Annotated in this window: 23 protein-coding genes and 1 tRNA gene; 9 read left to right on the forward strand and 15 right to left on the reverse strand. The window is 67.8% G+C overall.

Annotated features, from left to right (window positions below; genetic code table 11):
* Positions 1 to 39: 39 nt before the first annotated feature.
* Complete coding sequence (locus tag O4H32_RS11545; protein WP_269359303.1) at positions 40 to 900, reverse strand: tRNA threonylcarbamoyladenosine dehydratase; 861 nt, start codon at positions 898 to 900, stop codon at positions 40 to 42.
* A 130-nt stretch (positions 901 to 1,030) separates the two neighbouring features.
* Here O4H32_RS11545 and O4H32_RS11550 point away from each other — a divergent pair, with 130 nt between their 5' ends.
* Genes O4H32_RS11550 through purU form a run of 4 tightly spaced genes read left to right on the forward strand, consistent with a single transcriptional unit; the run spans position 1,031 to position 3,752 of the window.
* Positions 1,031 to 1,669 (forward strand): gamma-glutamylcyclotransferase, encoded by a 639-nt coding sequence (locus tag O4H32_RS11550; protein WP_407932650.1) that lies wholly within the window; start codon positions 1,031 to 1,033, stop codon positions 1,667 to 1,669.
* A gap of 23 nt (positions 1,670 to 1,692) precedes the next feature.
* Positions 1,693 to 2,325, forward strand: coding sequence for a pyridoxamine 5'-phosphate oxidase (gene pdxH, locus O4H32_RS11555; protein ID WP_269359305.1), 633 nt, complete (start codon positions 1,693 to 1,695; stop codon positions 2,323 to 2,325).
* A 7-nt stretch (positions 2,326 to 2,332) separates the two neighbouring features.
* Entirely contained in the window at positions 2,333 to 2,863 is a 531-nt protein-coding gene (locus tag O4H32_RS11560) for a flavin reductase family protein (RefSeq protein ID WP_269359307.1), read from the forward strand.
* Positions 2,864 to 2,903: 40 nt separating this feature from the next.
* A complete protein-coding gene (gene purU, locus O4H32_RS11565; RefSeq protein WP_269359309.1) occupies positions 2,904 to 3,752 on the forward strand; it encodes a formyltetrahydrofolate deformylase in 849 nt (282 codons plus the stop codon).
* 39 nt (positions 3,753 to 3,791) lie between these two features.
* Here the strand turns inward: purU and O4H32_RS11570 are convergent, their stop codons facing one another.
* The 7 genes from O4H32_RS11570 to mog form a co-directional block, all read right to left on the reverse strand.
* A complete protein-coding gene (locus tag O4H32_RS11570) occupies positions 3,792 to 4,232 on the reverse strand; it encodes a MaoC family dehydratase (protein WP_269359310.1) in 441 nt (146 codons plus the stop codon).
* Positions 4,233 to 4,277: 45 nt separating this feature from the next.
* On the reverse strand, positions 4,278 to 5,327 hold the full coding sequence (locus O4H32_RS11575; protein ID WP_269359312.1) for an L-threonylcarbamoyladenylate synthase: 1,050 nt from the start codon (positions 5,325 to 5,327) through the stop codon (positions 4,278 to 4,280).
* Positions 5,320 to 6,504 (reverse strand): 5-(carboxyamino)imidazole ribonucleotide synthase, encoded by a 1,185-nt coding sequence (locus O4H32_RS11580; RefSeq protein ID WP_269359314.1) that lies wholly within the window; start codon positions 6,502 to 6,504, stop codon positions 5,320 to 5,322. Before O4H32_RS11580 ends, O4H32_RS11575 begins: the two co-directional genes overlap by 8 nt.
* Positions 6,501 to 7,022: a 5-(carboxyamino)imidazole ribonucleotide mutase gene (gene purE / locus O4H32_RS11585; RefSeq protein WP_269359316.1), complete on the reverse strand. Its 522-nt coding sequence runs from the start codon at positions 7,020 to 7,022 to the stop codon at positions 6,501 to 6,503. The genes O4H32_RS11580 and purE overlap by 4 nt, the downstream gene beginning before the upstream one ends.
* Complete coding sequence (locus O4H32_RS11590; protein WP_269359318.1) at positions 7,019 to 7,906, reverse strand: phosphoribosylaminoimidazolesuccinocarboxamide synthase; 888 nt, start codon at positions 7,904 to 7,906, stop codon at positions 7,019 to 7,021. The genes purE and O4H32_RS11590 overlap by 4 nt, the downstream gene beginning before the upstream one ends.
* Positions 7,907 to 7,912: 6 nt before the next feature.
* Complete coding sequence (fba, locus tag O4H32_RS11595; protein ID WP_269359320.1) at positions 7,913 to 8,977, reverse strand: class II fructose-bisphosphate aldolase; 1,065 nt, start codon at positions 8,975 to 8,977, stop codon at positions 7,913 to 7,915.
* A 127-nt stretch (positions 8,978 to 9,104) separates the two neighbouring features.
* Entirely contained in the window at positions 9,105 to 9,734 is a 630-nt protein-coding gene (mog, locus tag O4H32_RS11600; protein ID WP_269359322.1) for a molybdopterin adenylyltransferase, read from the reverse strand.
* A gap of 75 nt (positions 9,735 to 9,809) precedes the next feature.
* On the opposite strand from mog, the gene O4H32_RS11605 reads away from it, so the two are divergent.
* Both O4H32_RS11605 and O4H32_RS11610 read left to right on the forward strand, forming a co-directional pair.
* Positions 9,810 to 10,679, forward strand: a complete 870-nt coding sequence (locus O4H32_RS11605; protein WP_269359324.1) for an NAD-dependent epimerase/dehydratase family protein — start codon at positions 9,810 to 9,812, stop codon at positions 10,677 to 10,679.
* Positions 10,676 to 11,581: a TOBE domain-containing protein gene (locus O4H32_RS11610; RefSeq protein WP_269359326.1), complete on the forward strand. Its 906-nt coding sequence runs from the start codon at positions 10,676 to 10,678 to the stop codon at positions 11,579 to 11,581. Before O4H32_RS11605 ends, O4H32_RS11610 begins: the two co-directional genes overlap by 4 nt.
* Before the next feature lie 59 nt (positions 11,582 to 11,640).
* Here O4H32_RS11610 and O4H32_RS11615 read toward each other — a convergent pair whose 3' ends face one another.
* From O4H32_RS11615 to modA, 3 genes are read right to left on the reverse strand one after another with little or no spacing between them, the layout of a single operon-like run.
* Positions 11,641 to 12,330, reverse strand: a complete 690-nt coding sequence (locus O4H32_RS11615; RefSeq protein WP_269359328.1) for an ABC transporter ATP-binding protein — start codon at positions 12,328 to 12,330, stop codon at positions 11,641 to 11,643.
* The gene (modB, locus tag O4H32_RS11620; protein ID WP_269359330.1) at positions 12,327 to 13,025 is read right to left on the reverse strand and encodes a molybdate ABC transporter permease subunit; all 699 of its coding nucleotides are present in this window, start codon (positions 13,023 to 13,025) and stop codon (positions 12,327 to 12,329) included. The genes O4H32_RS11615 and modB overlap by 4 nt, the downstream gene beginning before the upstream one ends.
* Positions 13,026 to 13,029: 4 nt before the next feature.
* Positions 13,030 to 13,779, reverse strand: coding sequence for a molybdate ABC transporter substrate-binding protein (gene modA, locus O4H32_RS11625; RefSeq protein ID WP_269359332.1), 750 nt, complete (start codon positions 13,777 to 13,779; stop codon positions 13,030 to 13,032).
* Between the two features lie 245 nt (positions 13,780 to 14,024).
* On the opposite strand from modA, the gene xerD reads away from it, so the two are divergent.
* Both xerD and O4H32_RS11635 read left to right on the forward strand, forming a co-directional pair.
* Entirely contained in the window at positions 14,025 to 14,954 is a 930-nt protein-coding gene (gene xerD / locus O4H32_RS11630; RefSeq protein WP_269359334.1) for a site-specific tyrosine recombinase XerD, read from the forward strand.
* Positions 14,955 to 14,979: 25 nt separating this feature from the next.
* Complete coding sequence (locus O4H32_RS11635) at positions 14,980 to 15,471, forward strand: aminoacyl-tRNA deacylase (RefSeq protein ID WP_269359336.1); 492 nt, start codon at positions 14,980 to 14,982, stop codon at positions 15,469 to 15,471.
* Positions 15,472 to 15,521: 50 nt separating this feature from the next.
* On the opposite strand, the gene O4H32_RS11640 is transcribed toward O4H32_RS11635, so the two are convergent.
* The 3 genes from O4H32_RS11640 to O4H32_RS11650 form a co-directional block, all read right to left on the reverse strand.
* A tRNA-Arg gene (locus tag O4H32_RS11640) sits at positions 15,522 to 15,596 on the reverse strand.
* Positions 15,597 to 15,673: 77 nt separating this feature from the next.
* On the reverse strand, positions 15,674 to 17,572 hold the full coding sequence (locus O4H32_RS11645; protein WP_269359338.1) for a LapD/MoxY N-terminal periplasmic domain-containing protein: 1,899 nt from the start codon (positions 17,570 to 17,572) through the stop codon (positions 15,674 to 15,676).
* Positions 17,573 to 17,590: 18 nt separating this feature from the next.
* Entirely contained in the window at positions 17,591 to 18,274 is a 684-nt protein-coding gene (locus O4H32_RS11650) for a transglutaminase-like cysteine peptidase (RefSeq protein ID WP_269359340.1), read from the reverse strand.
* Positions 18,275 to 18,553: 279 nt separating this feature from the next.
* Between O4H32_RS11650 and O4H32_RS11655 the strand changes: the two genes are divergently transcribed.
* Positions 18,554 to 19,672: a choloylglycine hydrolase family protein gene (locus O4H32_RS11655; protein ID WP_269359342.1), complete on the forward strand. Its 1,119-nt coding sequence runs from the start codon at positions 18,554 to 18,556 to the stop codon at positions 19,670 to 19,672.
* A gap of 104 nt (positions 19,673 to 19,776) precedes the next feature.
* Here the strand turns inward: O4H32_RS11655 and O4H32_RS11660 are convergent, their stop codons facing one another.
* Complete coding sequence (locus O4H32_RS11660; protein WP_269359344.1) at positions 19,777 to 24,366, reverse strand: choice-of-anchor K domain-containing protein; 4,590 nt, start codon at positions 24,364 to 24,366, stop codon at positions 19,777 to 19,779.
* Positions 24,367 to 24,379 lie beyond the last annotated feature (13 nt).

Genomic DNA, 24,379 nt, shown 5'->3' on the forward strand with positions numbered 1-24,379 from the left:
GAGAGGCCGCAATGCGCGAACGGCCCCGCACCGGACGAATTACAGTCCCGCCTTGGCCAGTCCCTGGCGCACGGCCCAGTCGGCCGCCGCCATCCCCATGGTGGCCGTGATCGCCACGGCCGAGCCATAGCCCGCGCAGGACAAGCCCTGCGGTGCGGCGGCAGGCGCGGACCCGGGTCCGTCGGCCGGCACGGAGGCTGCGGCCGCGCGCCGCCAGGCTTCGGGCAGCACGACGGGCTGATCGAACCACAGGCAATGCACCCCCATGCGCGGCACCCGGCGGCGCGGCTTGCCGCCCGCCGCACCGCCCTTGGGATAACCGTGGCGTTGCCGCAGTTCCTGTCGCACCCGCCCCAGCAAGGCGTCGTGCGTCACGGCCGACAAATCCCCGGCCCGCAAGGCGAGCGGGTCCGTCTTGCCACCCGCCCCGCCGCACGCCAGCGCCAGCCAGCCCGCCGCGCGGGCCCGCAGGATCATGGCGATCTTGGCCGGCACCTGGTCGGTGCAATCCAGCAGCACGCCGGGCGGCCCCGACAGGATCGCATCCACATTGTCCGGGCCGACGAAATCGTCGACGCATTCGACGCGGCAGCCGGAGTTGATGTCGCGGACGCGGTCCGCCATGGCGGCGATCTTGGCCCGTCCCAGCGTGCTGCCCAGCGCGTGGACCTGGCGGTTGATGTTGGATTCGGCCACGTGGTCCAGGTCCACCAGCGTCAGCGCCCCCACACCCGAGCGGGCCAGGGCTTCCACGCTCCAGGCGCCCACGCCGCCGATACCGGCCACCACCACGCGCAGTTCCGCCAGCGCCCGTCTGGCCCCGTCGCCGTACAGGCGGTCGAGGCCGCCGAAACGACGTTCGGCGTCCAGGTCGGCATCGGGGGGAAGAAAGTCGGGCATCGCGGCGATGGAAGAAAGGCGCAATCCTGCATTTTAGCCGGGGGAACCGTCCATCGAGTCTTCGCGCCGCCCCGTCGCGCAAGTCCTCTACAATACAGGCTGTCCCAGATTCCAATACCGCCCAACCCTCGTGAACACGCCCGCCGCCCGCGCCAGCCAGCTTCCGCCCCCGCCGGAAGCTTTCCATCTGCGGGACGCGACCTGGCATCAGGCGTCCATCGACCAGACGCTGCGGCACTGGGACGGCCGCTCCGATCTGTGGATATTCGGCTACGGATCCCTGATCTGGCGGCCGGAATTCGACCACCTGGAAGCCCGTCGCGCGCGGATCCACGGCTACCACCGCGCCCTGTGCCTGTGGTCCCGCATCAATCGCGGCACGCCGGAACGCCCCGGCCTGGTCTTCGGCCTGGACCTGGGCGGTTCCTGCGAAGGCACTGTCTACCGTATCGCCGGCGATCGGGTGCCTGACATCCTGGGCCCCCTGTGGCAACGCGAGATGCCCAGCGCGTCCTACATCCCGCGCTGGCTGAACTGCCACACGACATCCGGCGCCGTCACCGGCCTGGTCTTCACCATGGACCGCCGGGACGAAGGCTACGTGAAAGGCCTGTCCACCGAAGAGATCGTCGCCATCGTGCGCCAGGGGCGCGGGCGCTACGGCCACTGTACCGAATACGTGCTGCAAACCGCCGACGCCCTGGACGCCGCCGGCATCACCGACCGCCGCCTGCGTGCCATCGCGCGCGCGCTGCGCCGCCCCATTTGACGCCCTTTTCCGACCAAGACACCATGTCCATCGCCGATATCCGCCAGACCTACCAGAAATTCGAGCTGCTCGAATCCAATGTGGCCTCCGATCCCTATGCCCAGTTCGACCAGTGGTTCCAACAGGCCCTGGGCAGCGAGGTCCGCGAACCGACCGCGATGACCCTGGCAACGGCGGACATGGCCGGCCGTCCCTCGGCGCGCATCGTGCTGCTCAAGGACTTCGACCCCCGGGGCTTCGTGTTCTACACCAACTACCAGTCGCGCAAAGGTCTGGAGCTGGCCGCCAATCCCCAGGCCGCCCTGCTGTTCTTCTGGCCCGAACTGGAACGGCAGGTGCGCGTCGAGGGCCCCGTCAGCCCCGTGTCTGCGCCGGAATCCGACGCCTACTACGCCAGCCGCCCCCTGGGCTCACGCATCGGCGCCTGGGCCTCGCCCCAGAGCCGGCCCATCACCCACGAAGCCCTGGCCGAACGCGTCGCCGACCTGAGCCGTGAACTGGGCGACGATCCGGCCCGTCCGCCCCACTGGGGCGGCTACCGCCTGGAGGCGACGCGCGTCGAATTCTGGCAGGGCCGGCCTTCGCGCCTGCACGACCGGCTGGTCTACGCGCGCGACGCCGAAGGCGACTGGGTCCTCGATCGCATCGCGCCCTGAAACGCCCATGCGTCCGCAGCCCACGCCCGCCGACTTTCCGGCCCTGTACTTCCGCTCGGCCCTGGGCCGATTCCCCACGGGCGTCACCGTGATCACGGCGGAACACCCCGAGACCGGCACCCCGCTGGGGCTGACGATCAGTTCCTTCAGTTCCGTCTCACTGGAACCGCCGATGGTGCTGTGGACGCTGACGCACACAGCCGCTTCCCTGGCTGCCTTCAGGGCGCTGGACCGCTATGTCATCCACGTGCTGTCGGCCGGCCAGGTGGACCTGGCCCGGCGCTTCGCCAAGGGCCCGCAGGCCGAACGTTTCACCGGCCTGGGCCTGGAACGCGCCCCGAACGGCACCTTGATGCTGGCCGACAGCCGTTGCGCCGCCTGGTTCGAATGCCACAACACCCAGCGCCACGAGGCCGGCGATCACACGATCTTCGTCGGCCAGGTGGAACACTGCCACCGTCAACTGTTGTCACCGCTGATTTATCACGCGGGCGACTTCGAACTGACCCCCGGCAGCGAGCCCCTTTCCCGGAACTAGCGTCACCCCACCGCCCCGGGCGCCTTCCCCGATCTCCGCCATGCACGATTACATCCTGACCCTTTCCTGCCCGGACCGCATGGGCATCGTCCACACTGTCAGTGGCTGGCTGCTGACGCACCACGGCAACATCGTCCACGCCCAGCAGTTCGGCGATCCGGATTCGTCGCGCTTTTTCCTGCGCGTCCATTTCGCCCTGCCGGTCGCCGAGCCGGTCGAATCGCTGACGAGCGATTTCGCCGGCATCGCCGAACGCTTCGAGATGCAGTGCCAGTTCCACGACGCGGCCCGCAAGGCCCGGCTGCTGGTGCTGGTCAGCCGCCAGGGGCATTGCCTGAACGACCTGCTGTTCCGGGTGAGCGGCGGACAGATGCCCGCCGAAGTGGCCGGCGTGGTGTCGAACCATACGGATTTTCGCGCGCTGGCCGAATCCCACGGCCTGCCTTTCCATCACCTGCCCCTCACGGCCGACACCCGCGCCGCCCAGGAGGCGCGGATCCTGGAGCTGGTCGAACGCGAACGGGTCGATCTGGTGGTGCTGGCGCGCTACATGCAGATCCTGTCGCCGGCCCTGTGCCGCGCCCTGGAAGGCCGCGCCATCAACATCCATCACAGCTTCCTGCCCGGCTTCAAGGGCGCGCGACCCTACTACCAGGCGCATGCGCGCGGGGTGAAGCTGATCGGGGCAACGGCACACTACGTGACCGAGGATCTGGACGAGGGGCCCATCATCGAGCAGGACATCGAACGGGTGGACCACGCCATGGGCCCCGGTGATCTGACACGCATCGGCAGCGACATCGAATCCGTCGTGCTGTCGCGCGCCGTGCGCTGGCATGTCGAACATCGCATCCTGCTGAACGAGCGGCGTACCGTGGTGTTCCGCTGACGCAGGCGTGGCGTTGAAACGGGCGCGCGGCCCCGGTGTCTAGGCGGCGCCCAGGTCGAACAGGCTGGTGACCTCGGTCTCCAGCACCTGGGCATCATCCTGGTTGTACAGGCGCCAGGTCCATCGGACAATGCCCAGGTCGTCGCGCGTGGACGACACGCGCTTGGTATCCACCGTGGCCTCCAGGCGCAGCCGGTCACCCGGACGCACCGGCGCGATCCAGCGCAGGCGTTCCAGACCGGGCGAACCGAAGGACTCGGAATCGTGCAGAACGGCTTCGGTGGCCATGCGCATGGCCAGTCCGCAGGTCATCCAGCCGCTCGCGATCAGACCGCCCCAGCGGCTTTCCCTGGCGCGTTCGGCATCGACGTGAAACCACTGAGGATCATAGGCGCGCGCGAACGCCAGCATCTCTGCCTCGTCCACCGTGACCGGTCCGTGATGAATCACCAGGCCGGGTTCGAGTTCCTTGAATTTCATCGAATCGTGCTCCGGAAAGCGGCTGTCGGCCAGTGTAGCGTATCCTCAGCCGAACGCGGCCGCCGCCCGCGTGATCCGGTCATTGACCCCTTGCCAGTCCGGACCTGCGGGAGGGCGTTGCAGCAGGATCCGGTCGTAGCCCGCCTCGTCGAGATCGCGCAGCAATGCGTACAGCCGGTGCGCGTAAACCGCCGGATCGGCCGGCAGGACGATCCAGTCGATACCCGGCGGCGCGGCGTACGGTGCGGCATCCAGGACCACCACGGCCAGCCGCCGGCCCGGGGCATCCGCCGCCCCCCTCTGGAGCAGACTGGACAGGGCGCCGGCGTCCACCAGCGATACCGGCGTGCGCGGCGCATAGTGCGCCTTGAGCGAACCCGACACCCGGGGCGCCGCCGCGTCGGGCAGGGCCGGGACCTCGCCCAGCACCTCGGCGATCTGCGCGGCCGTCACGTGCCCGGGCCGCAACAATACGGGACCGACGCCCCGGTCCAGCCGCGACAGGTCCAGGATCGTGGATTCGATTCCGACCGCCGAGGCGCCGCCTTCCAGGATCATCAGCGCCTGCGCGTCCAGGTGCGGGAATTCACCGCGCACGTGATCGGCGCGCGTGGGCGACACCTGGCCGAACTGGTTGGCCGACGGCGCCGCGACCCCGCCGCAACCGTGCGGCTTGAGGGATGCGAAGGCGCGCAGCAACCGCTGCGCCACCGGATGCGAGGGACAGCGCAGGCCGATGCTGTCCTGTCCGCCGCTGACCGCGTCCGGGATGCGGGCCGCGCGCGGCAGGATCAAGGTCAAGGGTCCCGGCCAGAAGGCCGCCATCAGCCGCCGGGCCTGGGCCGGGATCGAGGCCGCCCAATAGCCCGGATCCGTATCGGGCGACAGGTGGACGATGACGGGATGATCGGACGGCCGTCCCTTGGCGGCATAGATGCGCGCGACGGCTTCGGGATTTTCGGCGTCGGCGCCCAGGCCGTAGACGGTCTCGGTCGGGAAGGCCACCAGCCGCCCCTGGGCCAGCCGCCGGGCCGCTTCCTGGATCTGGTCGGGGCCGGCCTCGGCCGGCCCCGCGTCCGCGAATGGATCAGGCATCGGGCAGTCCCAGCACGGCCGATACCTGGGCGATACGCTCGCGCAGCTGCGCCGCGTCCGCGCCCAGGATGTTCACGTGGCCCATTTTCCGGGCGCGTCGCGCCTCGGATTTGGCGTACAGATGCAGGCGGGTGCCGGGTACGGCCAGCACACCCGCCCAGTCCGGCTCGCGCCGCCGCCCCTGCGCGTCGAACCACAGGTCCCCCAGCAAGTTGAGCATGGCGGCCGGCCGCAGGGGATCGGTGCCACCCAGCGGCAGCCCGGCCATGACGCGCGCCTGTTGCTCGAACTGGCTCACCAGGCAGCCGTCCTGGGTGTAGTGACCGCTGTTATGAGGGCGCGGCGCCATTTCGTTCGCCACCACGCGCCCGTCGCGCAGCACGAAGAATTCCACGCACAGCACACCGTGGTAATCCAGGTGATCGGCCAGCGACAGGGCATGGCCGCGCGCCTGGTCGGCGACGTCGGACGGCACGGAACCATCGACGACCGACAGCGCCAGGATGCCGTCCCGATGGACATTGCGCGAGGGGGGGTAGCTGACGGCGCGGCCACGCAGGTCGCGCGCCACCACCACCGAGATTTCGTAGTCCAGGGGCTGCAGTGCCTCGAGGATGCAGGGCACGCCGCGCAGCGCGTCAAAGGCGCGCCGGGCTTCCTCGCGCGAAGCCACACGGACTTGGCCCTTGCCGTCGTAACCGAGACGGGCGGTCTTGAGGACCCCGGGAAACAGCGCGTCGGGGCAGGCGTCCACGTCGGCCGCGGACCGGATGGCCGCGTGGGCGGCGACCGGCACGCCCGCCGACTGGATGTAGGATTTTTCCGCCAGCCGGTCCTGTGCCACCGCCACGGCATCGCCCGAAGGCGTCGCGATGCGGGTCTGCGCCAGGCGGCGCAGGCTGTCGGCCGGGACGTTCTCGAATTCCGTGGTGACGGCCGCGCAGCGCCGCGCCAGATGGTCAAGCCCGTCCGCGTCGTCGTAGGCGGCACGGATGTGCTCGTCGGCCACCCTGCCCGCCGGACAGGATCCGTCGGGATCCAGCACCGCCACACGGTAACCCATGGCCTGGGCGGCCTGGCAGAACATGCGGCCCAACTGGCCGCCGCCCAGTACGCCCAGCCAGGCGCCGGGAGGCAGCGGCGCAGGCTCGCCGCCGCCTAGGCGTTGCGCGCTCATGCGCCCTCCGGCGGCACGACCATGGCGCGCGCGGTGCCGGTCTGGCGCGCGCGGTACTCCTGCAATTTTTGCAGGAGCGCGGAATCGGTCATGGCCAGATTGGCCACCACGTGCAGGGCGGCGTTGGCCGCGCCGGCCTCGCCGATGGCGAAGGTGCCCACCGGCACACCGCGCGGCATCTGCACGATGGACAGGAGGGAGTCTTCGCCGCGCAGGTAGCGCGAAGGCACGGGCACGCCGAACACCGGCACCGGCGTCAGCGCCGCCATCATGCCGGGCAGGTGGGCCGCGCCGCCCGCCCCCGCGACGATGGCGCGCAGGCCGCGTTCCACCGCCCGGGCGCCATATTCGACCATGTCCAGCGGCATGCGATGAGCGGACACGACGCGGGACTCATGGGCAATGCCGAATTCCTCGAACACCGCCGCCGCATGACGCATCACGTCCCAGTCGCTGGACGAGCCCATGACGAGGCCGACCACGGGCGCCGGCGCGGCAGCGAATGCGGGATGACTCATCGCGCCCCCTGGGTCAGGCGATCCAGGGCTTCGCGGTACTTGGCGGCCGTGCGTTCCAGCACGTCGGCCGGCAGGCGCGGCGCGGGGGCGGTCTTGTCCCAGTCCTGGGTTTCCAGCCAGTCGCGCACGAACTGCTTATCGAAGGAGGGCGGGCTGATGCCCACGGCGTAGGCGTCCGCCGGCCAGAAGCGCGAGGAATCCGGCGTCAGGACTTCGTCCATCAGGTGCAGCGTGCCGCGCGCGTCCAGGCCGAACTCGAACTTGGTGTCGGCGATCAGGATACCCTTGCCGCGGGCGTATTCGGCGGCCTCGGCATACAGTGCCAGGGTGACGCGGCGCAGCTCGGCCGCGAGATCGGCGCCCACCTGGGCCACGACATAGTTGAAATCGACATTTTCGTCATGCTGGCCGAATTCAGCCTTGGCCGCAGGGGTGAAGATCGGCTCCGGCAGGCGTTCAGCCTGGCGCAGCCCCGGTGGCAGGGCGATGCCGCAGACCGCGCCGGTGGCCTGGTAGTCCTTCCAGCCCGAGCCGATCAGATAGCCGCGCGCGACGGCTTCGACCAGGATCGGTTCCAGGCGCTTGACCACCATGGCGCGCCCGGCCACCTGATCGCGTTCGCCGGGGGCGACCACGTCTTCCGGGGCGATCCCGGTGGCGTGCGTCGGAATCAGGTGCCCCAGACGCCCCAGCCAGAACTCGGTCAGGGCGGTCAGCACCTGGCCTTTGCCGGGAATGGGGTCGTCGAGGATCACGTCGAAGGCCGAGATCCGGTCGGTGGCGACGATGAGCAGCTTGTCTTCGCCCACGGCGTACATGTCGCGGACCTTGCCGCGCCCCAGGAGGGGCAGCGATTCGATGGAGGATTGGAGCAAGGCCTTCATGTGAGTTTATTTCACCAGTTGCGTGAGTTCGCCGGAGGCGTAGCGCGCCGCCATGTCGGACAGCGGGATCGCCTTGATCTTGGAGGCATGGCCGGCGGCGCCGAATTGCTCGTAGCGGGCCAGGCAGACCTTTTTCGCGGCCTCGCGGGCCGGTTTCAAGTATTCGCGCGGATCGAACTTGGACGGGTTTTCGGCCAGGAAACGGCGGATCGCGCCGGTCATGGCCAGGCGGATGTCGGTATCGATGTTGACCTTGCGCACGCCGAACTTGATGGCTTCCTGGAGTTCTTCCACGGGCACGCCGTAGGTTTCCTTCATGTCGCCGCCGAACTGGCGGATTTCCGCCAGCAGTTCCTGGGGCACGCTGGAACTGCCGTGCATCACCAGGTGGGTGTTGGGCAGCCGGGCGTGGATTTCCTTGATCCGCTGCACCGACAGGATGTCGCCGGTGGGCTTGCGGGTGAATTTGTAGGCGCCGTGGCTGGTGCCCACCGCGATGGCCAGGGCGTCCAGCTGGGACTGCTTGACGAAGTCGGCGGCCTGCTCGGGGTCGGTCAGCAGTTGTTCGCGGGTCATGGTGCCCTCGGCGCCGTGCCCGTCTTCCTTGTCGCCCTTCATCGTTTCCAGGGAACCCAGGCAGCCCAGTTCGCCTTCGACAGTGATGCCCAGCTTGTGCGCCATGGCGACGACCTGACGGGTGACGTCCAGGTTGTATTCGTAGGAGGCGATGGTCTTGCCGTCGGCCATCAGCGAGCCATCCATCATGACGCTGGAGAAACCCAGTTCGATGGCGCCCCGGCACACGTCGGGCGACTGGCCGTGGTCCTGGTGCATGACCACGGGGATGTGCGGATAGGATTCGACCGCGGCCTGGATGAGGTATTTCAGGAAACCCTCGCCCGCGTATTTGCGCGCGCCGGCCGACGCCTGCATGATGACCGGGCTGTCGGTCTGGGCGGCGGCCTCCATGATGGCCTGGACCTGTTCCAGGTTGTTGACGTTGAACGCAGGGATCCCGTAACCGTGCTCGGCGGCGTGATCGAGGAGCTGACGCATGGATACCAGGGCCATGGCTGGACCTCCAGAAGAGAATGGAATGGTGGAAAAGCGGATTCCGGGATTTTAAGGCGGAACGTGAATCGATGCTGGCGCCCGGAGCGGCGCCGACACGCGGCGAGGGCCGAGGATCGGAACGAGGTCAGGACGCCGGTCGCCGCGCGGACTTGGGCCGGAACGACCGCACCACCTCGTCGCGCGTCTCGACGTAAGGGCCGCCGATCAGGTCCAGGCAATACGGCACGGCCGCGAAGATGCCGGGCACCAGGACGGCGCCGTCCTCGCCGCGCAGGCCTTCCAGTGTTTCCCGGATGGCCTTGGGCTGGCCGGGCAGGTTGACGATCAGGGCGGCGTGGTCCGGCAGTTCGCGGATCACCGCCACCTGGCGCGAAAGAATGGCCGTCGGCACGAATTTCAGGCTGACCTGGCGCATCTGTTCGCCGAAGCCGGGCATCTCGCGGGTCGCCACGTCCAGCGTGGCCTCGGGCGTCACGTCACGTCGGGCCGGGCCGGTCCCGCCGGTGGTCAGCACCAGGTCGCAGCGCGCCTCGTCCACCAGTTCGCGCAGGACGGCGGCGATGCCGGCCCGCTCATCCGGGATCAGCCGGGCGACCACTTGGGGCGGCCGCGTCAGGGCGGATCCCAGCCAGTCCCTCAGGGCGGGGATGCCCTGATCCTGGTAGACACCGGACGAAGCCCGGTCGGACACGGACACCAGGCCGACGATCAGTTCATCGGGGTGCGTGCGGCGCAAGGGAAAAGAATCGCTCATCGGATTAGACTGTACGGACATGAAGAGACAGACATTCTATAGGCCCGCGGACACGGGCCGGGCGGAGATCCAGTGATGGCGAACACCCTGCTGCTCGTCGGCGGAGACCTGTGCGCGCGCACGGCCCGCGCGCTGGACCCCGGAACCTGGACCTGTGTCGGCCTGCGGCGGCGGGCCATGGAAGCCCGGCCCGGCGACCGGATCCGCTGGCTGCGGGCCGACCTGTGCGATCCGGACTCGCTGACTGCGGCGATGGCCGCCGTCCGGGGACTCGCGTCCGGTCCCGTCACCCACATCCTGTATGCTCCCGCGCCCGATGCGCGCACGCCGGAGGCCTACGCACGCGCCTATCCCCAGGGCCTGCGGGCACTGCTGGACGCCCTGCCCGATCCCGACGGGCTGCGGCGCTGCCTGCTGGTCGGCTCTTCCGCCGTCTGGGGGCCGGACGCGGCCGACGGCCTGGTCGACGAAGACACGCCGGCCGCGCCGACGGACTTCCGCGGCGCGAAGATACTGGAGGCCGAGGCGCTGCTGCACGACCGGCTGCCCGGACAGGGCGTGGCCCTGCGCCTGTCGGGCCTCTACGGCCCCGGACGGCTGCGCCTGCTGGACGGCTTGCGTGCCGGGCGGATCGCCGCGCCGGACGGCCCTGGCCACTGGGCCAACCGGATCCACATCGACGACGCCGCCCGGGCCTGCGCCCACCTGCTGAGCCTGGCCGCCCCCCTGCCTTGCTACATTGGCACCGACGATCACCCCCTGCCCACGGCGGCCCTGTACGACGCGCTGGCGCGAATGGCGGGCGGGCCGCCCCCCGCGCGGGAGATCCGCCCGCCCGACGGCAAGCGTCTGTCGAACGCGCGGCTGCGCGCCAGCGGCTGGGCGCCCGCCTGGCCCGACACGCTGCAAGGCTACGCGGCCTGCCTGGCCTCCACACAGCCATGACCCCCAGACGTCCCGCGCACGCCCCCACCCCGCCGCTTGCAGACAGCCCGGAGCCGGCAGGCGCGGGTCAAGCCGCCGGGACCGACCTGCGTCCGGCCGCCTCGCTGAGTCTGCGCAGCGGCGGCCAAAGCTGGGGCACGGAACGGCGCATGGCCCTGCTGGCCGCCATCGGCACCGAAGGCTCGATCAGCGCGGCGGCGCGACAGGTCGGGCTGAGCTACAAGGCGGCCTGGGACGCAGTGGACATGATGAACAGCCTGTCCGGCGAATTGCTGGTCGAACGCGTCACCGGCGGCAAGCGCGGCGGCGGGGCGCATCTGACCGGCCGGGCGCGTGCACTCGTCGCCTGGTACCAGGCGGCCCAGGCGGAACACCGGCGCTTCATGGAAACCCTGTCGCGCTTCGGCCCCGACGGCACCCGGCACCTGGACCTGCTGCACAGCATGGCGCTGCAGACCTCGGCACGCAACCGCTACGAGGGCGTCATCGGCGCCATCGAGTCCGGCCGCATCAATGACCGCATCCGGCTGGACCTGGGCGGGGCCGCGTGCCTGACCGCCACGCTGACGCATGCCAGCACCGAAAGACTGGGCCTGACCGAAGGCCGGCGCGCGCTGGCTTTCCTGAAAGCCCAGGCGGTCCGCATCCGGCCGGCGGGAACCGGCGCAACGCATACGCCCGGCGCCCCGGCCTCCGATCCCGAAGGCGCGAACCGCTGGACCGGCCGCATCGTCCATCTGGCGAACGACGGCGCCCTGACGGAGATCGGCCTGGAAATCAGCCCGCACGTGCGCATCACGGGACTGGCCGATCCGGACATCCCGGGCGGCGGCCTTGCACCCGGCACCATGGCCATGGCCTGTTTCCAGGCCGCCGACGTGTTGATCGGGACGGCGGACTGAGCGAGGCCTGCCCGCGGCGCCGGAACCGTTCCGGCCGCCACGGCACCCGCGTGGACATGTCAGAGCCGGCGAACCGATTCGGCGCCGCCCTGGATTGCGCCGTGGACCATGTGAAAGACCTCTTCGGCCAGCGCCTGGACGTCGGCCTGGTCGTGCGTGATCAGCACGGTCGGAATATCGATGTCGCGCTGCAATTGCGCCAGTTCTTCCCGCATCCGCGCCCGCAGACCGGCGTCCAGGGCCGACAGGGGTTCGTCCAGCAACAACAGCCCCGGATCCGTGGACAACGCCCGCGCCAGCGCCACACGCTGGCGCTGGCCACCGGACAGTTCGGCGGGATAGCGATCCAGCAGCGCGTCCAGTCCGAAGGCCCGCACCCAGCGTCGCGCCCGTTCCGGCAGATCGCGGCGGCCATGCAGGTTCAGCCATCCGTGCCGCAAGCCGAACCCGATGTTCTGGCGCACCGTCAGATGGGGAAACAGCGCATAGTCCTGGAACAAATAGGCCAGCCGCCGGCCGCGCGGCGGCACGTCCACACCGGTTTCGGCGTCGAACAGCACCCGGCCGGCGACCTCGATGCGGCCCCGGTCGGGCCGCAGCAGCCCCGCGATGGCCTGCATCGTCAGGCTCTTGCCCGAGCCCGACGGCCCGAACAGCGCCACGCGCCGGGCGTCGGTGCGCCAGCGCGGCCGCAGCAGAAAACCATCGGCGCCGCCGACACGGCATTCGATATCGACCGACAGGCTCATGACGCGCTCCGCCGCACAGACCGCCCCTTGCGTCCGCCGCGTCCGCCGGGCACCAGCCAGGACGCCAGGCAAAGGATCGCGACGCAGGTCGCGGACGTGACCAGCACCAGGATGTTGGCCGTGTCGTCGTTGCCGGCCTGGACCGCCTCGTAGATGGCGATCGACAGGGTCTGCGTGCGGCCCGGGATGTTGCCAGCCACCATCAGCGTGGCGCCGAATTCACCCAGCGCGCGCGCGAACGCCAGCAGCACTCCGGCCAGGATGCCGCGCATCGCCAGCGGCAGGCTGACGCGAAAGAACACCGCGGCGGGCGGCACACCCAGCACGGCGGCGGCCTGCTCGAGACGGTGGTCCACATCCAGGAAAGCCGCGCGGGCGGCCTTGAGCACCATCGGGAAGGCCACCACGGCGGCGGCCACCACGGCACCCTGCCAGGTAAAAACCAGTTCGATGCCGTGCGACTGCAGCCAGCCGCCCAGCCACCCGCGACGGCCGAACAGCACCAGCAGGTAGTAGCCGGTCACGGTGGGCGGCAGCACCATGGGCAGTGTCAGGAAAGCATCGACCAGGTCGCACCAGCGCGAGGACCAACGCGACAGCCCCCAGGCGACGGCGATCCCGGCCACCGTCGCCAGCACGGTCGCCCAGCCCGCGACCTTCAGCGACAGCAGCAACGGAACCCAGACGCCGCTCATCGGATCAGGGCTTGACGAAGCCGTACCGCGACAGCACGGCCTGGCCGTCGGCCGACAGCAGGAACGTCAGGAAGTCGGCGGCCTCCGGCGCGCGGCCGTCACGCCGCACCAACGCGACCGGATAAGACACCGGCGTGGGGGTTTCGATCGCCTCGACGACCCTGACCCTGCCCTTCATGAGCGCGGCGTCGGTGGCGTAGACGAAACCGGCGTCGACCTCGCCCCGTTCCACATAGCTGAGCACCTGGCGCACGTTCTGGCCCAGAATCTCATGCGCCTTGACCGTATCCCAGGCGCCGGCCCTTTCCAGAGCGGCACGGGTGTAGCGGCCCACCGGCACGGAGTCCGGGTTGCCCAGGGCGATACGCGTCACGCTCTGTTTTTTCAGGTCGGCCAGCGACGCGATCCCTCTGGGGTTGTCGGCCGGCACCACCAGCACGACCTCGTTGCGGGCGAAATCCACCCGGGTCGCGGGATCCACCGCCTTGGCGGCCACGGCCTTGTCCATGGCCTTCTGGTCGGCCGAGGCGAACACGTCGGCCGGCGCGCCCTCGGTGATCTGGCGCAGCACCACGTCCGACGAACCGAAAGTGGTCAACACCTTCGTCCCCGGATGGGCGGCCTCGTACTGCGTCGCCAGTTCCTTGAGCGCATTGGTCAGACTGGCGGCCGCCGACACCAGGACTTCGCCGGCGACGGCCGGCATCGCCGCGCAGGTCAGGGCGCACGCGGCCACCCAGGGACGGATCTTCATGCAGGACTCCTTGGTTTTCCTCGTAGGCCCGGTCCCATGAACCGGGCCTGCGACAGGTCTCATCGTAATATACATAGGTATATTCCGCTATTCGATCCGTATGATGATTGACATTGAACAAACCGGCGCGCCCGGCCAGCGAGGCGACGGGTGGACATGCCTGCGCGCCACGCGGGCTTCGCCCGCTTGCCGTCCGTCTCGCGGCCCGCATGCCACCGGGATGCGCCAAGCGGTAAAATCCACGCATGCCCGCGACGGACGCTCCTACGGATAGGGCGCAGCCCTCCTCCTTCCCGACGATCGACGCCTTCCTGGACGCCCTGTGGCTGGAGGACGGCCTGGCGGACAATACCCTGGCCGCCTATCGGCGCGATCTGTGCGCCTTCGGCGGCTGGCTGCGCCTCGAACACGGCCGTCCGCCCGAATCCGCGCTGCGGGAGGACATCCAGGCCTGGCTGGCGGCTCAGCACCGTCAGACCAAGGCCAGCACGGCCAACCGCCGCCTGGCCGCGCTGCGGCGCTTTTTCCTGTGGGCGCTGCGATGCGGCCTGTGCGTCGAGGATCCCTGCCTGGGCCTGCGCAGCGCCCGCCAGCCCGCCCGCTTCCCCAAGACCCTGTCCGAAACCCAGGTCGAGGCCCTGCTGGCCGCGCCGGACGTCCGCTCCACGCTGGGCCTGCGCGACCGCGCCATGGTGGAGACTTTGTACGCCACCGGCCTGCGGGTCAGCGAGCTGGTCGGCCTGGACGTCCAGGACCTGAGCCTGAGCGACGGCGTGTTGCGCGTCGTCATGGGCAAGGGCGGCAAGGACCGTCTGGTCCCCCTGGGCGCCGAAGCCCTGCACTGGATCGAGCGCCACCTGCGCGAAAGCCGGCCCGCCATCCTGGGCGCGCGCCCCTGCGACGCCCTGTTCGTCACCGCCCGGGGCGCCGCCATGACGCGCCAGGCTTTCTGGCTGCTGATCCGCAAATACGCCCTGCAGGCCGACATCCGCGTGCCGCTCTCGCCCCACGTCCTGCGCCACGCCTTCGCCACCCATCTGCTGAACCACGGCGCAGACCTGCGAGTCGTGCAGATGCTGCTGGGCCACGCGGACATCTCCACCACACAGATCTACACCCATGTCGCCCGCGAACGGCTCAAGACCCTGCACGCACAGCATCATCCGCGCGCGTGAGGGACGGCACCCGCAAGAATCCACCATGTCCAAGGCCAAGCACACCTCCGAGACCCCCGCCACCCACTGGCTGCGACAGCAGAAGATCCCTTTCGGCGAGCATCCCTACGACTACGTCGACCATGGCGGCGCGCGCGAGGCCGCGCGCCAGTTGGGCGTGCCCCCGCACCAGGTCGCCAAGACCCTGATCATGGAGGACGAGCAGGCCCGGCCGCTGATCGTGCTGATGCACGGCGATTGCGAAGTCTCCACCAAAAATCTGGCCCGCCAGACCGGGGCCAAGAAGATCGCGCCCTGCGCGCCGGAGACGGCGCAGCGCCACTCGGGCTACCAGGTGGGCGGCACTTCGCCCTTCGCCACGCGCAAACGCATGCCGGTGTGGGTCGAAGCCGGACTATTGGACTACGACACGGTGTATCTGAACGGCGGACGACGGGGTTATCTGATCAGCGTGGCATCGAGCGTGCTGACCGGAGCGCTGGGCGCGAAGCCCGTGTCGGTGGCGCTGGAGGAATAAGGATAGGGCCGCCCAAAGGCGAAAGGGCGCCCACGCTGCGCCAGCATTTCTGGCGCCTCCGGCAGGAATCGAACCTGCAATCTTCCCTTAGGAGGGGAAAGTTATATCCATTTAACTACAGAGGCGCGGTACCAAAGCGGCGCTGCCGCAACAGCAGCCCGGAAAGCGGACGGCCGCATCGACGCAAGCTGGCGATTATAGTCTACGACCCGGCCGCCAGGTCCACCGCCGCGCCGATCTCGCGGGCGGTTTCCCGAACAGCCTCCAGCAGGCGGCGGGCGCCCGGACTGTCGGCCTGGGCGGCCAGCAGATTGCCCGACACGCGGATGTATTCAGGCCGGATCTCATGCAGGTACAGCAGCGCCTCGGGCTGCTCGGCGAAGCGCCGCAGCCCGAGGCGCACGCCATGCTGGCGCAGCATCGAGGCGAACGCCACCACCGGCGCCCGATGCGCCACCAGCCCGTAGGAATCCAGATCCATCAACAAGCGGGCGCTCTGGTCGGGCGCCTCGGCCAACAGACCGGCAACCTCGCCGCGGAATTCCTCGTTCAGGATCGAGGCCAGCGACACGCGCAGCACCAGATCCCCTCGATGCGCGCGCAGCCAGCCCAGCCCCAGGCTGATGGCCTGGACGTCGCAGGCCGCGGACAAGCCCAGCCGCACCGCCGGCGGCATGAACAGGTAGCCGGAGAGCGGTTCCGAAGCGCCGGGTTCGTGCAGGGTCAGCAGCCCCTGGGCACGCTCTTGCACATCGGCCGACGGATCGCGCTGGGTCGCCAGCGCGAACCAGCCCTCGTCCAGGGCACTGCGCAAGAGTGCGCGCCAGGCCTGCTCGCCACCACCCCGGCTGCCCGTCACGCCCCGCAGATCCTCGCCCGGCAAGTATTCCACGTCCGCATGGCCGGCGCTTTCGGCGCGCATCAGCGCCTCGTCCAGGCGCGACAATACGTCGCTGAGCCCCTCGCCCGCTTCGAAATCGGTCAGCACCATGCGCCAGCGGCACAGCCCCGCCTGCCCCAGTTGAATCCGCTGCGCCTGCAGGATTTCGCCCACGGCCTGCGCCACGCGCACCGCCATCGGCCCGGGCATCATCGGCAGAATGAAGGCGAAATCCGATCCGTTCAGGCGCGCCAACCAGGCCTGCTGACCGAGCCGTTCGCGCAGCACCTCCAGCACGAGCCGGCCCATGTTGCGCAACCACTGGTCCACGACCTGGCGGCTCATGGTCTGGTTGATCGACTGCAGGTCGCACTGGCGGAACAGCATCACGTGGCCGTCCTCGCCCTGACCTGGCTTGGATTGCTCCAGGAGCCGGCGCAGTTCATTGATGAAATACTTGCGATTGGCCAGACCCGTCACCGCGTCCTGGTTCAATTCAAGTTCCAGCGACTCGATGCGGGACTGGCGCTCCGCCGCCGTCGCCCTCACCCGCTCGTGCGTGCGCGTGATGATCTGGGCCACCTCGCGCAGTTCCACCATCGCGGGATGGCGCACCGGGGGCAGATCGTCGCCCGCCGCCGCTTGCGCCATGGCCTGGACGCGCGCCGTGACATCGTCCTGGAGCGCCCGCCGCAGCCAGCGCATCAGCATGAACACGAACAGCCCCCACAGGATGCCGGCGCCCACCGTCAGGGTCACGATCCGCGCCGTGCTGGCCCACAGGGCGTTGCGCGCATAGGCGTCGTTCGCCTGCAGCCGGACCACACCCAGCTGGGTCCAGCCGTTGGTCACCTGGCGCTGGGCTTCATGCCGCTCCAGAGGCAGCAGATGGCTGAACCAGCCCGGCGCGTTCACCCGGTCGTCGCTGCCGTCCTCGATCTCGCGCCGGATCAGGATCCGGCCCGTGGGGTCCAGAAATTCCACCACCTGGAACTGGCCGCTGTCGAACAGCACGGAGATCAGCAGTTCCCGCACCGTGGGATCCTGATTGGACGGCTGCGAGAGCGTCAGGGCCAGGGACGTCGCGGTGGAATCGCTCTGCGCCTGAAGCTGGGCGTCCAGGTATTGACGCGCCGAACCGACGCTGGAAATGGTCGCCCCGGCGAGGATCACCAGGATCGCCAGGGTCACGCTCAACAGCAATTGTCTCAAGAGGGACATGACATTCCTTTCATTCCATCATGGCTGAAACCCCTCGGTCCGCATGCGGGACAGCAGATCCCGCCAACGACCGATGCGCTCCACCGAAGACCGCTTCCCACCGGGGATGTAGACCCCCTGGGCATTGAAACTGAACACCGGCGTCAGATCCGGCCGATTGTGCGCGGGCTGAATCCGGTCCACCAGGCTGTCGAGCACCAGGGGTTCCGCCTGGGGCTGCGGATAATAACCCAGCACCATGTGGGCGATGCTCTGACTGCCGACCTGGGCACGCACATACACGAAGCGCAGCTTTTCGGGCGCCACCCCCAGGTGCAGCAAGGAAAAATACTTGCCGATCACATAGTCTTCGCAATCCCCGGCGCCCTTGGCCAGGGATTGAAGCGGCGTGGCCCAGTAATCCACCTGCCCCCAGATGGAGATGTCCTCTCCCCCGATCAGGGCGTTGTTCCAGAAACCGTTGACCATGCGCAGCTTTTCCTGTTCGTCCAGCCCGGCGGCCTGCGCCAGCATGGCCTGCCAGGCTTCCACGGCGCGACCGGCCTTGGCCCCGTAGTGTTGACGGGCATAGGATGCCAGCGCCCCCGGGTCGAACGTGACCGCTGGCGCCGGCCCCCAGGCCAGCGCCAGGCACAGGGCCAGCGCCGTCAGCCCCCGCGACAGGGCCCGGACCCTGGCAGCGGTCGGCTGGCAATAGGGCATGCACGGATTCTGATACAAATGGAGGCGCCGGGAAAGGGGTGACGCAACAATTCCATGATTGTCGCAAGGATACTATCGGGAGCGCGCGGGTTTTGCCATTGGCGGCGAAGACAGGAGCGCTCCCAGGCATGGACCGGCCCCTGCTCCTGTGCCACACGACGGGCTCTCGCGGGCGCGGCCCGGCCGAAGACGGCGCTGCGTGGCCGCTCGGCCTCTTCTGATACCATCCGACCCAGCGTCCAGACGGGCGGGCTTCAAGACCAAGGGGGGAAGACCGGAATGAAAAAAACCGTGAGAACCGCGGCTTTCAAGCGCCGCATGCGCGCCATCGCATGGCTCATGGCCGGCGCCATCGGCCTCGCGCCAACCGCCCAGGCCTGCACGGGCATTACCCTGACGGCAGCCAGTGGCGACGTGGTCCGCGCCCGCACGATGGAATTCAACGTCAATCTCAAGTCGTCCATCATCATGATCCCACGGGCCCAGGCTCGTACCGGCACCACACCGGACGGCAAGCCGGGCATCCGATGGAAGGCCAAGTATGCCAGCGTCGGCACCAGTCCGATGGGCCTGCCGTTCATCGTGGACGGACTGAACGAGAAAGGTCTGTCGGTGGGTCTGTTCTACTTCGATCAGTCGGCCAGGTTCCAGCCTTACACGCCCGCCGACGCACCGCGCACTTTGGCGTCCTGGGAGCTCGGCTCATACATTCTCGATCGTTTTGCCACGGTGGATGAGGTTCGCCAAGGCCTGGACGACGTCATCGTCGCGCCCGCGACATTCGATCAATTCGATATCGTGTTGCCACTTCATTTTGTCGTCACCGACACGTCGGGCCAGACCATCGTCATCGAATACGTCGATGAAAAGCTGAATATCCACGAGAACAACATCGGGGTCATCACGAACAACCCGCCCTTCGACTGGCACATGACCAATCTGCAGAACTATGTGAATCTCGATCTGCAAAACGCGCCCGCAAAGCATCTGGGCCGCGTCGAGATCAAGGGCCTGGGCCAGGGCACCGGCCTGCTCGGCATGCCCGGGGACTTTACTTCGCCTTCACGATTTGTCCGGGCGACAATCTTCGCTCACGGCGTCATCCAGAGCCCCGATGCCGATCACGCGATTTTTCAAGCCTTTCACATACTGAACAACTTCGATATTCCAAAAGGCGTGGCACGCGAGGGGCACGCGGACGCGCACGGCAACGTCAATGCCGATTACACCCAGTGGACAAGCGCCAATGATCTCTCCGCCCGACGTTTCTACTTCCGCACGTACGAGGACAGCACCGTCCGTGTCGTCGACCTGACAAAGCAGGATCTCGATGCGGGCAGGATTCTTTCCTGGCCGATGGATCGCAGGAACCCTGTCATGGAACTGGGAAGCCTCTGAACGGGCATTCGCGCCGCGCGCGGCGGGACGCCGGATCGGTATGAGCGACGCCCGCGCGCCAGGAGTGGCTGGCGCGCGGGCGCGAGGCCCGGGAAGACGACGGCCTAGCTGTGATCCACCTTCAGTTTGCCGTCATTGATCAGCCCCTGGATCAGCGCCGCCTGATCACCGCCATGGCCTGCCGTCAGATCGACGTTGTCGATGACGATCTGCTGATCATGGCCGCCCGCCACATTCCCCGTCGTGCTGACGTCGATGATGGTCTTGCCCGCATCCGCGCCGGTGCCGCCGCTGATATGAAGGTACTGCGTCAGGTCGTTGGCATCCGTATGGCCGCTCAGCAGATCGCTGAGATCGAGCACATCCTTGCCCAGCGCGCCGCCACTCGTCGTCCCGAGGTCCGTCACATGATCCACCGCGGGCGTCGTGGTCGTGCCCTGGTCGCCCAGTTTCCAGACGAAGACATCGTCGCCGGCGCCGCCGGTCAGGAAATCGTTGCCGGCGCCGCCATGCAGGTGGTCGTTTCCGGCGCCCCCCACCAGAGTGTCGCTGTCATGCCCGCCGAACAGCGCATTGCCCCCGCCCGTACCGGTCAGGGTATTGGACTGGCTGGACGAATTGTCGATCGACACGTCGAAGTTGGCCGACGCCTGATCCGCAGTGCCGTCCGTCACGGTGGCGCCCAGATGCAGGGTCAGGCCGCCCTGGTCGACGACATGGGTGACGTCATGGGCGTCTGTATGCCATTTCACCTGGATTCGCTCATCCACCGAGAACTGGCTGTCCGTATCGCCAGCGCCGATGACGATGTGATCGATGCTGCGGCCGCCCGATGCCTGGATGGTGACGTCCTGCGTCCCATCGTCGCCATTCGAGCCCTGGAATCTGGACTGCCATGCCGCCGTCACATCCACATCCTCGTGCGACCCGTCGGAGTAGAACACGGTGATGTGGGCCGTGTCCTCGTTCCCTCTGGACTGGCTGCTCCTGCCATCCGCCTGGCGGTCCCCGAACTGGTTCAGGGTCAGGGCCACCTCGGTGATGTGCCGCCCGTCGGCCGCATTGGCGCTGAAATCCAGCACCAGTTTCTCGCCGAAGCTCCCATCCGACCGACTGCTGTTGTTCCCCGGGCCGTAAGTATTGTTCTGGATGTACCGATCATCCGATCCGGAACTGTCCCAGCTCGTATTATCGACGCTGATGCCCCGGTTCGAACTGCCGTTCACCACGACATTCGCGGCCGCGTCGCTTCCGTCCTTGACGCCATTGACGCCGCCCTGGTCGAGGAAAGCCGACAGCGTCAGCTTGACGCCGCCTTCAATGCCACTGACACTCGCCTGGCTGTCATAGTCGCCGAAATCGAAACTGGCGGTTCCGCTGGCTTCAGGCACCGTCGTGGTGTAGGAGGCGACCGGATCCAGCGTCCCGGTCATGTGCACGGAATACGTGCCGTCCGCCGCCGAACCGGAGACCTCGAATACCGAATGCCACGACCCGCCAGACTGATACCCGGCCGACACTGTGCCGTCCGGATTGGTCCGGTAGCTCAATTCGTGCCCACCCGAAGTCAGGGTGATCGACTGCGGCGCGCCATCCACCATGACGCTGGCCATCACCGCCGAGCCGTGCAGACTGGCCTGATCGGCGCCTGTAATGGCGATCGTGGCGCCGGACACATCCTTGCCCACATCGATACCGGTATCCGCTGTGGTGACCAGCCCCGCCTCATTGGCCAACAGGGTGTTGTCCGCCACATGCTCGATCGTCGGAACCTCCGGAATGTTCTTGTGCCCGCTCAGGTCGATCGTGATGTGCCCGGTCTGGGTATCGTCATCCGAATCCGTGACGGTGTAGTTGTAGGTCAGAGTTTGGTCGCCGATCTGGAAATTGTCCCGCGCGGCCCGGCTCATCTCGAACACATAATGCCCATCGGCGCCCACCGTCAGGGTGCCGTATTGATTGGTGATGACCGTTGAACCGCCGGCGCCCGGCACCCCATTTTCCCAGACCACCGATCCGGCGCCATCGGCGCCGTACTGCCACGTCGTGACGCCGGAATTCGGGTCGAACAGATCCCCTTCGACCCGGGGCAAGTCATCGGTGGAGGAAATCGTGGCGTACAGATCGAACGAATTCGCCTTGTTTTCCTGCGTATGGATCGACGAGACCAGGTTCCCCTGCGCATCCAGGAAACCCTTGATATCCAGCACATAGGTCCGGTCGCCCACCGTGAAGGTCTGCGTGGCTGTCGAATTCGTGATGGTCACGAGATCATCGTCCCGCGAATCACCATAATTGTTCGGCGTCTCCGTATGGCCGAGATTGATCGTGTGCTGAATGACGTGCTCGACGCCATCGATCGTCACGTGGATGGAGACCTGCAGGTCGACGGAGGTCAGGGTGTTCCCGCTCACCGGGAAATTATTGTGGGTGAAGGTGCCCAGCTTGAAGGTCGTATCCAGAAGATTCGAGTCCGCGCCGCGCAGATCCTCGTTGTCCACAAAGGCATAGCCGGAACCCTGGCTGGCACTTCCCCAGACAATCCGGTCGATCCCGGCATCGCTGTCGTTGTTGATGGTGTCGCTCAGGTTTCCATTGTTGGTGAGATGCCAGTTCACGAACCCGGACTCGAGGCCGCCCACGCTGATGACGCTGACAGGCACGCCCAGGTCGCTGCCGGCATTGGGATTGTTGGCCGGCGCGTCGTCCTGGATATGGATCGTCAGGTTGGACGTGCCCGCGGCGCCGTGGGAATCCGTGACCTTGACCTTGACGTCGAAGGACTCCACATCGTTCTGCACATCATGGCCGGGGTGTTCGATAGGCGCGAGCAGCTTGACCGTGTAGTTTCCATCGTTGTCGATGGTCACCGTGATCACGTCCCTGCCGACGGTATTGCCCGCGTCCTTGGTGCTGCCCGTCAAGGTATGGCCGTCATCGGAAATATCCCAATGCACCGGACGGCCGTCGGACTTGAAGGCCCCCGTGGGCGGGGCGAGCAGGCTGACTTGATGACCGCCCGTGTCGCCGGGATCGGCAATCGTCAGCGCGCCCGTCATCAGGGTATTCAGGCTGGTCTCGGACACCAGCAGCTCGGCCCCGTTGATGGCGGGCGGCGCGTTGTCCGTGCCCTCGGATGTCACGACGAATGACGTCTGCGCGGTATCGCCGTCGCCATCCGTGCCGGTGACATTGACCGTGAACGAGAGATCCTCCGCCGGCACGCTTTCCGTGTAGGACAGCGTGGAGAAGGAAACATTGACACCGCTGGTGGCCGTCAGCGTCACCGTATCGAAACTGGCGAACGGAGCCCCTGCCGCCGCAAGGTCGGCGGGCGTGATCTCGACCGCCGCAGTCGTGTCCGTGACAGGGACATGGATCATGACGCTCTGGCTGCCACTTTGCACCAGCACATCGATCGTGCCAGCCGTCTTGAAGGACGAAATATTCAAAGTGAAATGCGACAGGGCCTCATCAAACACCATGCGGAAGCTTTCGCTGCCATTGAACTGCGGGTTGCCCATGCCAAATTCATGATCGCTGGTACCGCCGATGGTATTGGCATTGAACGTGCCCCCATTGAGCGCCGTCAATGTGGCAAAACCAAAGTCGTAGGTCGTGATAGGCGAATTGTCGATATTGGCCGCCACATCGAAGGTCTGCGTGGATCCGGGACGCGCGGCCAATTGTTCGACCGTGTATGTCGCATTGTCGGCGTTCAGCGTGACCGTGAAAATCGGCGTCCCATTTTGGTCTTTGATCGTGCCGACCCCGGTGTCCAGGCCGCTCACCGTCCAGTCCGCCGGCAAGCCGTCGATACTGGAGATGACATGCGAGGCCCCGGCGATGTCCGCGCCGGTATTGAACACCAGATCCCCCGTTTCCGTGCCCACTTCGTTGGGCATCGACGTGTCCGTATGCGTCCCGAAGGTCGGCACGTCGTCGATCACGTTGACCGTGATCGTGCCGTCGACCGTGTTGCCGTTGGCGTCCGTGGCCGTGTAGTGGAAGGTCTCCACGCCATTGACCGTGTTCGCACCGTTGTCGGCCGTCGTGCCATCGACCGGCGTGTTCAGCGTGTAGCTGTATGTGCCGTTCGGGTTCAGCGTCAGCGTGCCATGCGCGCCCGCGCCGTCCGTGCCGCTCGCAAACGCGTAGCTGACCGCGCCGGCCACGGCCAGCGTGCCGCCCGAGGTCTCCGCATCGCTGCCCGGCGTGCTGCCGTCCGAGAGCGCCGCCTCGTTCACTGTGAGGGTGTCGTTGTCCGCGCCCAGGCTCACGTTGGCGACATTGATGTCCAGCGTCACCGTCGAGGTGTCGCCGTCACCATCCGTGATGGTGTACACGAAGTGATCCACCGCGTCCGCGCTCACCGCGTCCGGATTGGCCTTGTAGGTATAGTTGCCGTTGGCGTTCAGGATCAGCGTGCCGTACGTCCCCGCGATCCCCGTCCCGCCCAGATTGCCGCTGACCGGCGCCGACGTGTTCGAACCCGTGGCCACACCCGTCACCGCGCCGCCCGAGGCGGCCCCATCGGCGCCCAGCACATCGCCCGCGCCGTCGGTCAGCACGTTGCCGGCAACCTGCGCGCCTTCGGTCACGCTGTTGGTGTCGGCGTGCGCCGTCGGCACATCGTCCACAATGTCGATCACCAGGTGCCCCGTGCCCGAGGACTGGCCGTCGGCATCGCTCACCTGCACGTCGAAG

The organism is Castellaniella denitrificans, from assembly GCF_027214045.1.
Classification (GTDB): Bacteria; Pseudomonadota; Gammaproteobacteria; order Burkholderiales; family Burkholderiaceae_B; genus Castellaniella; species Castellaniella denitrificans_A.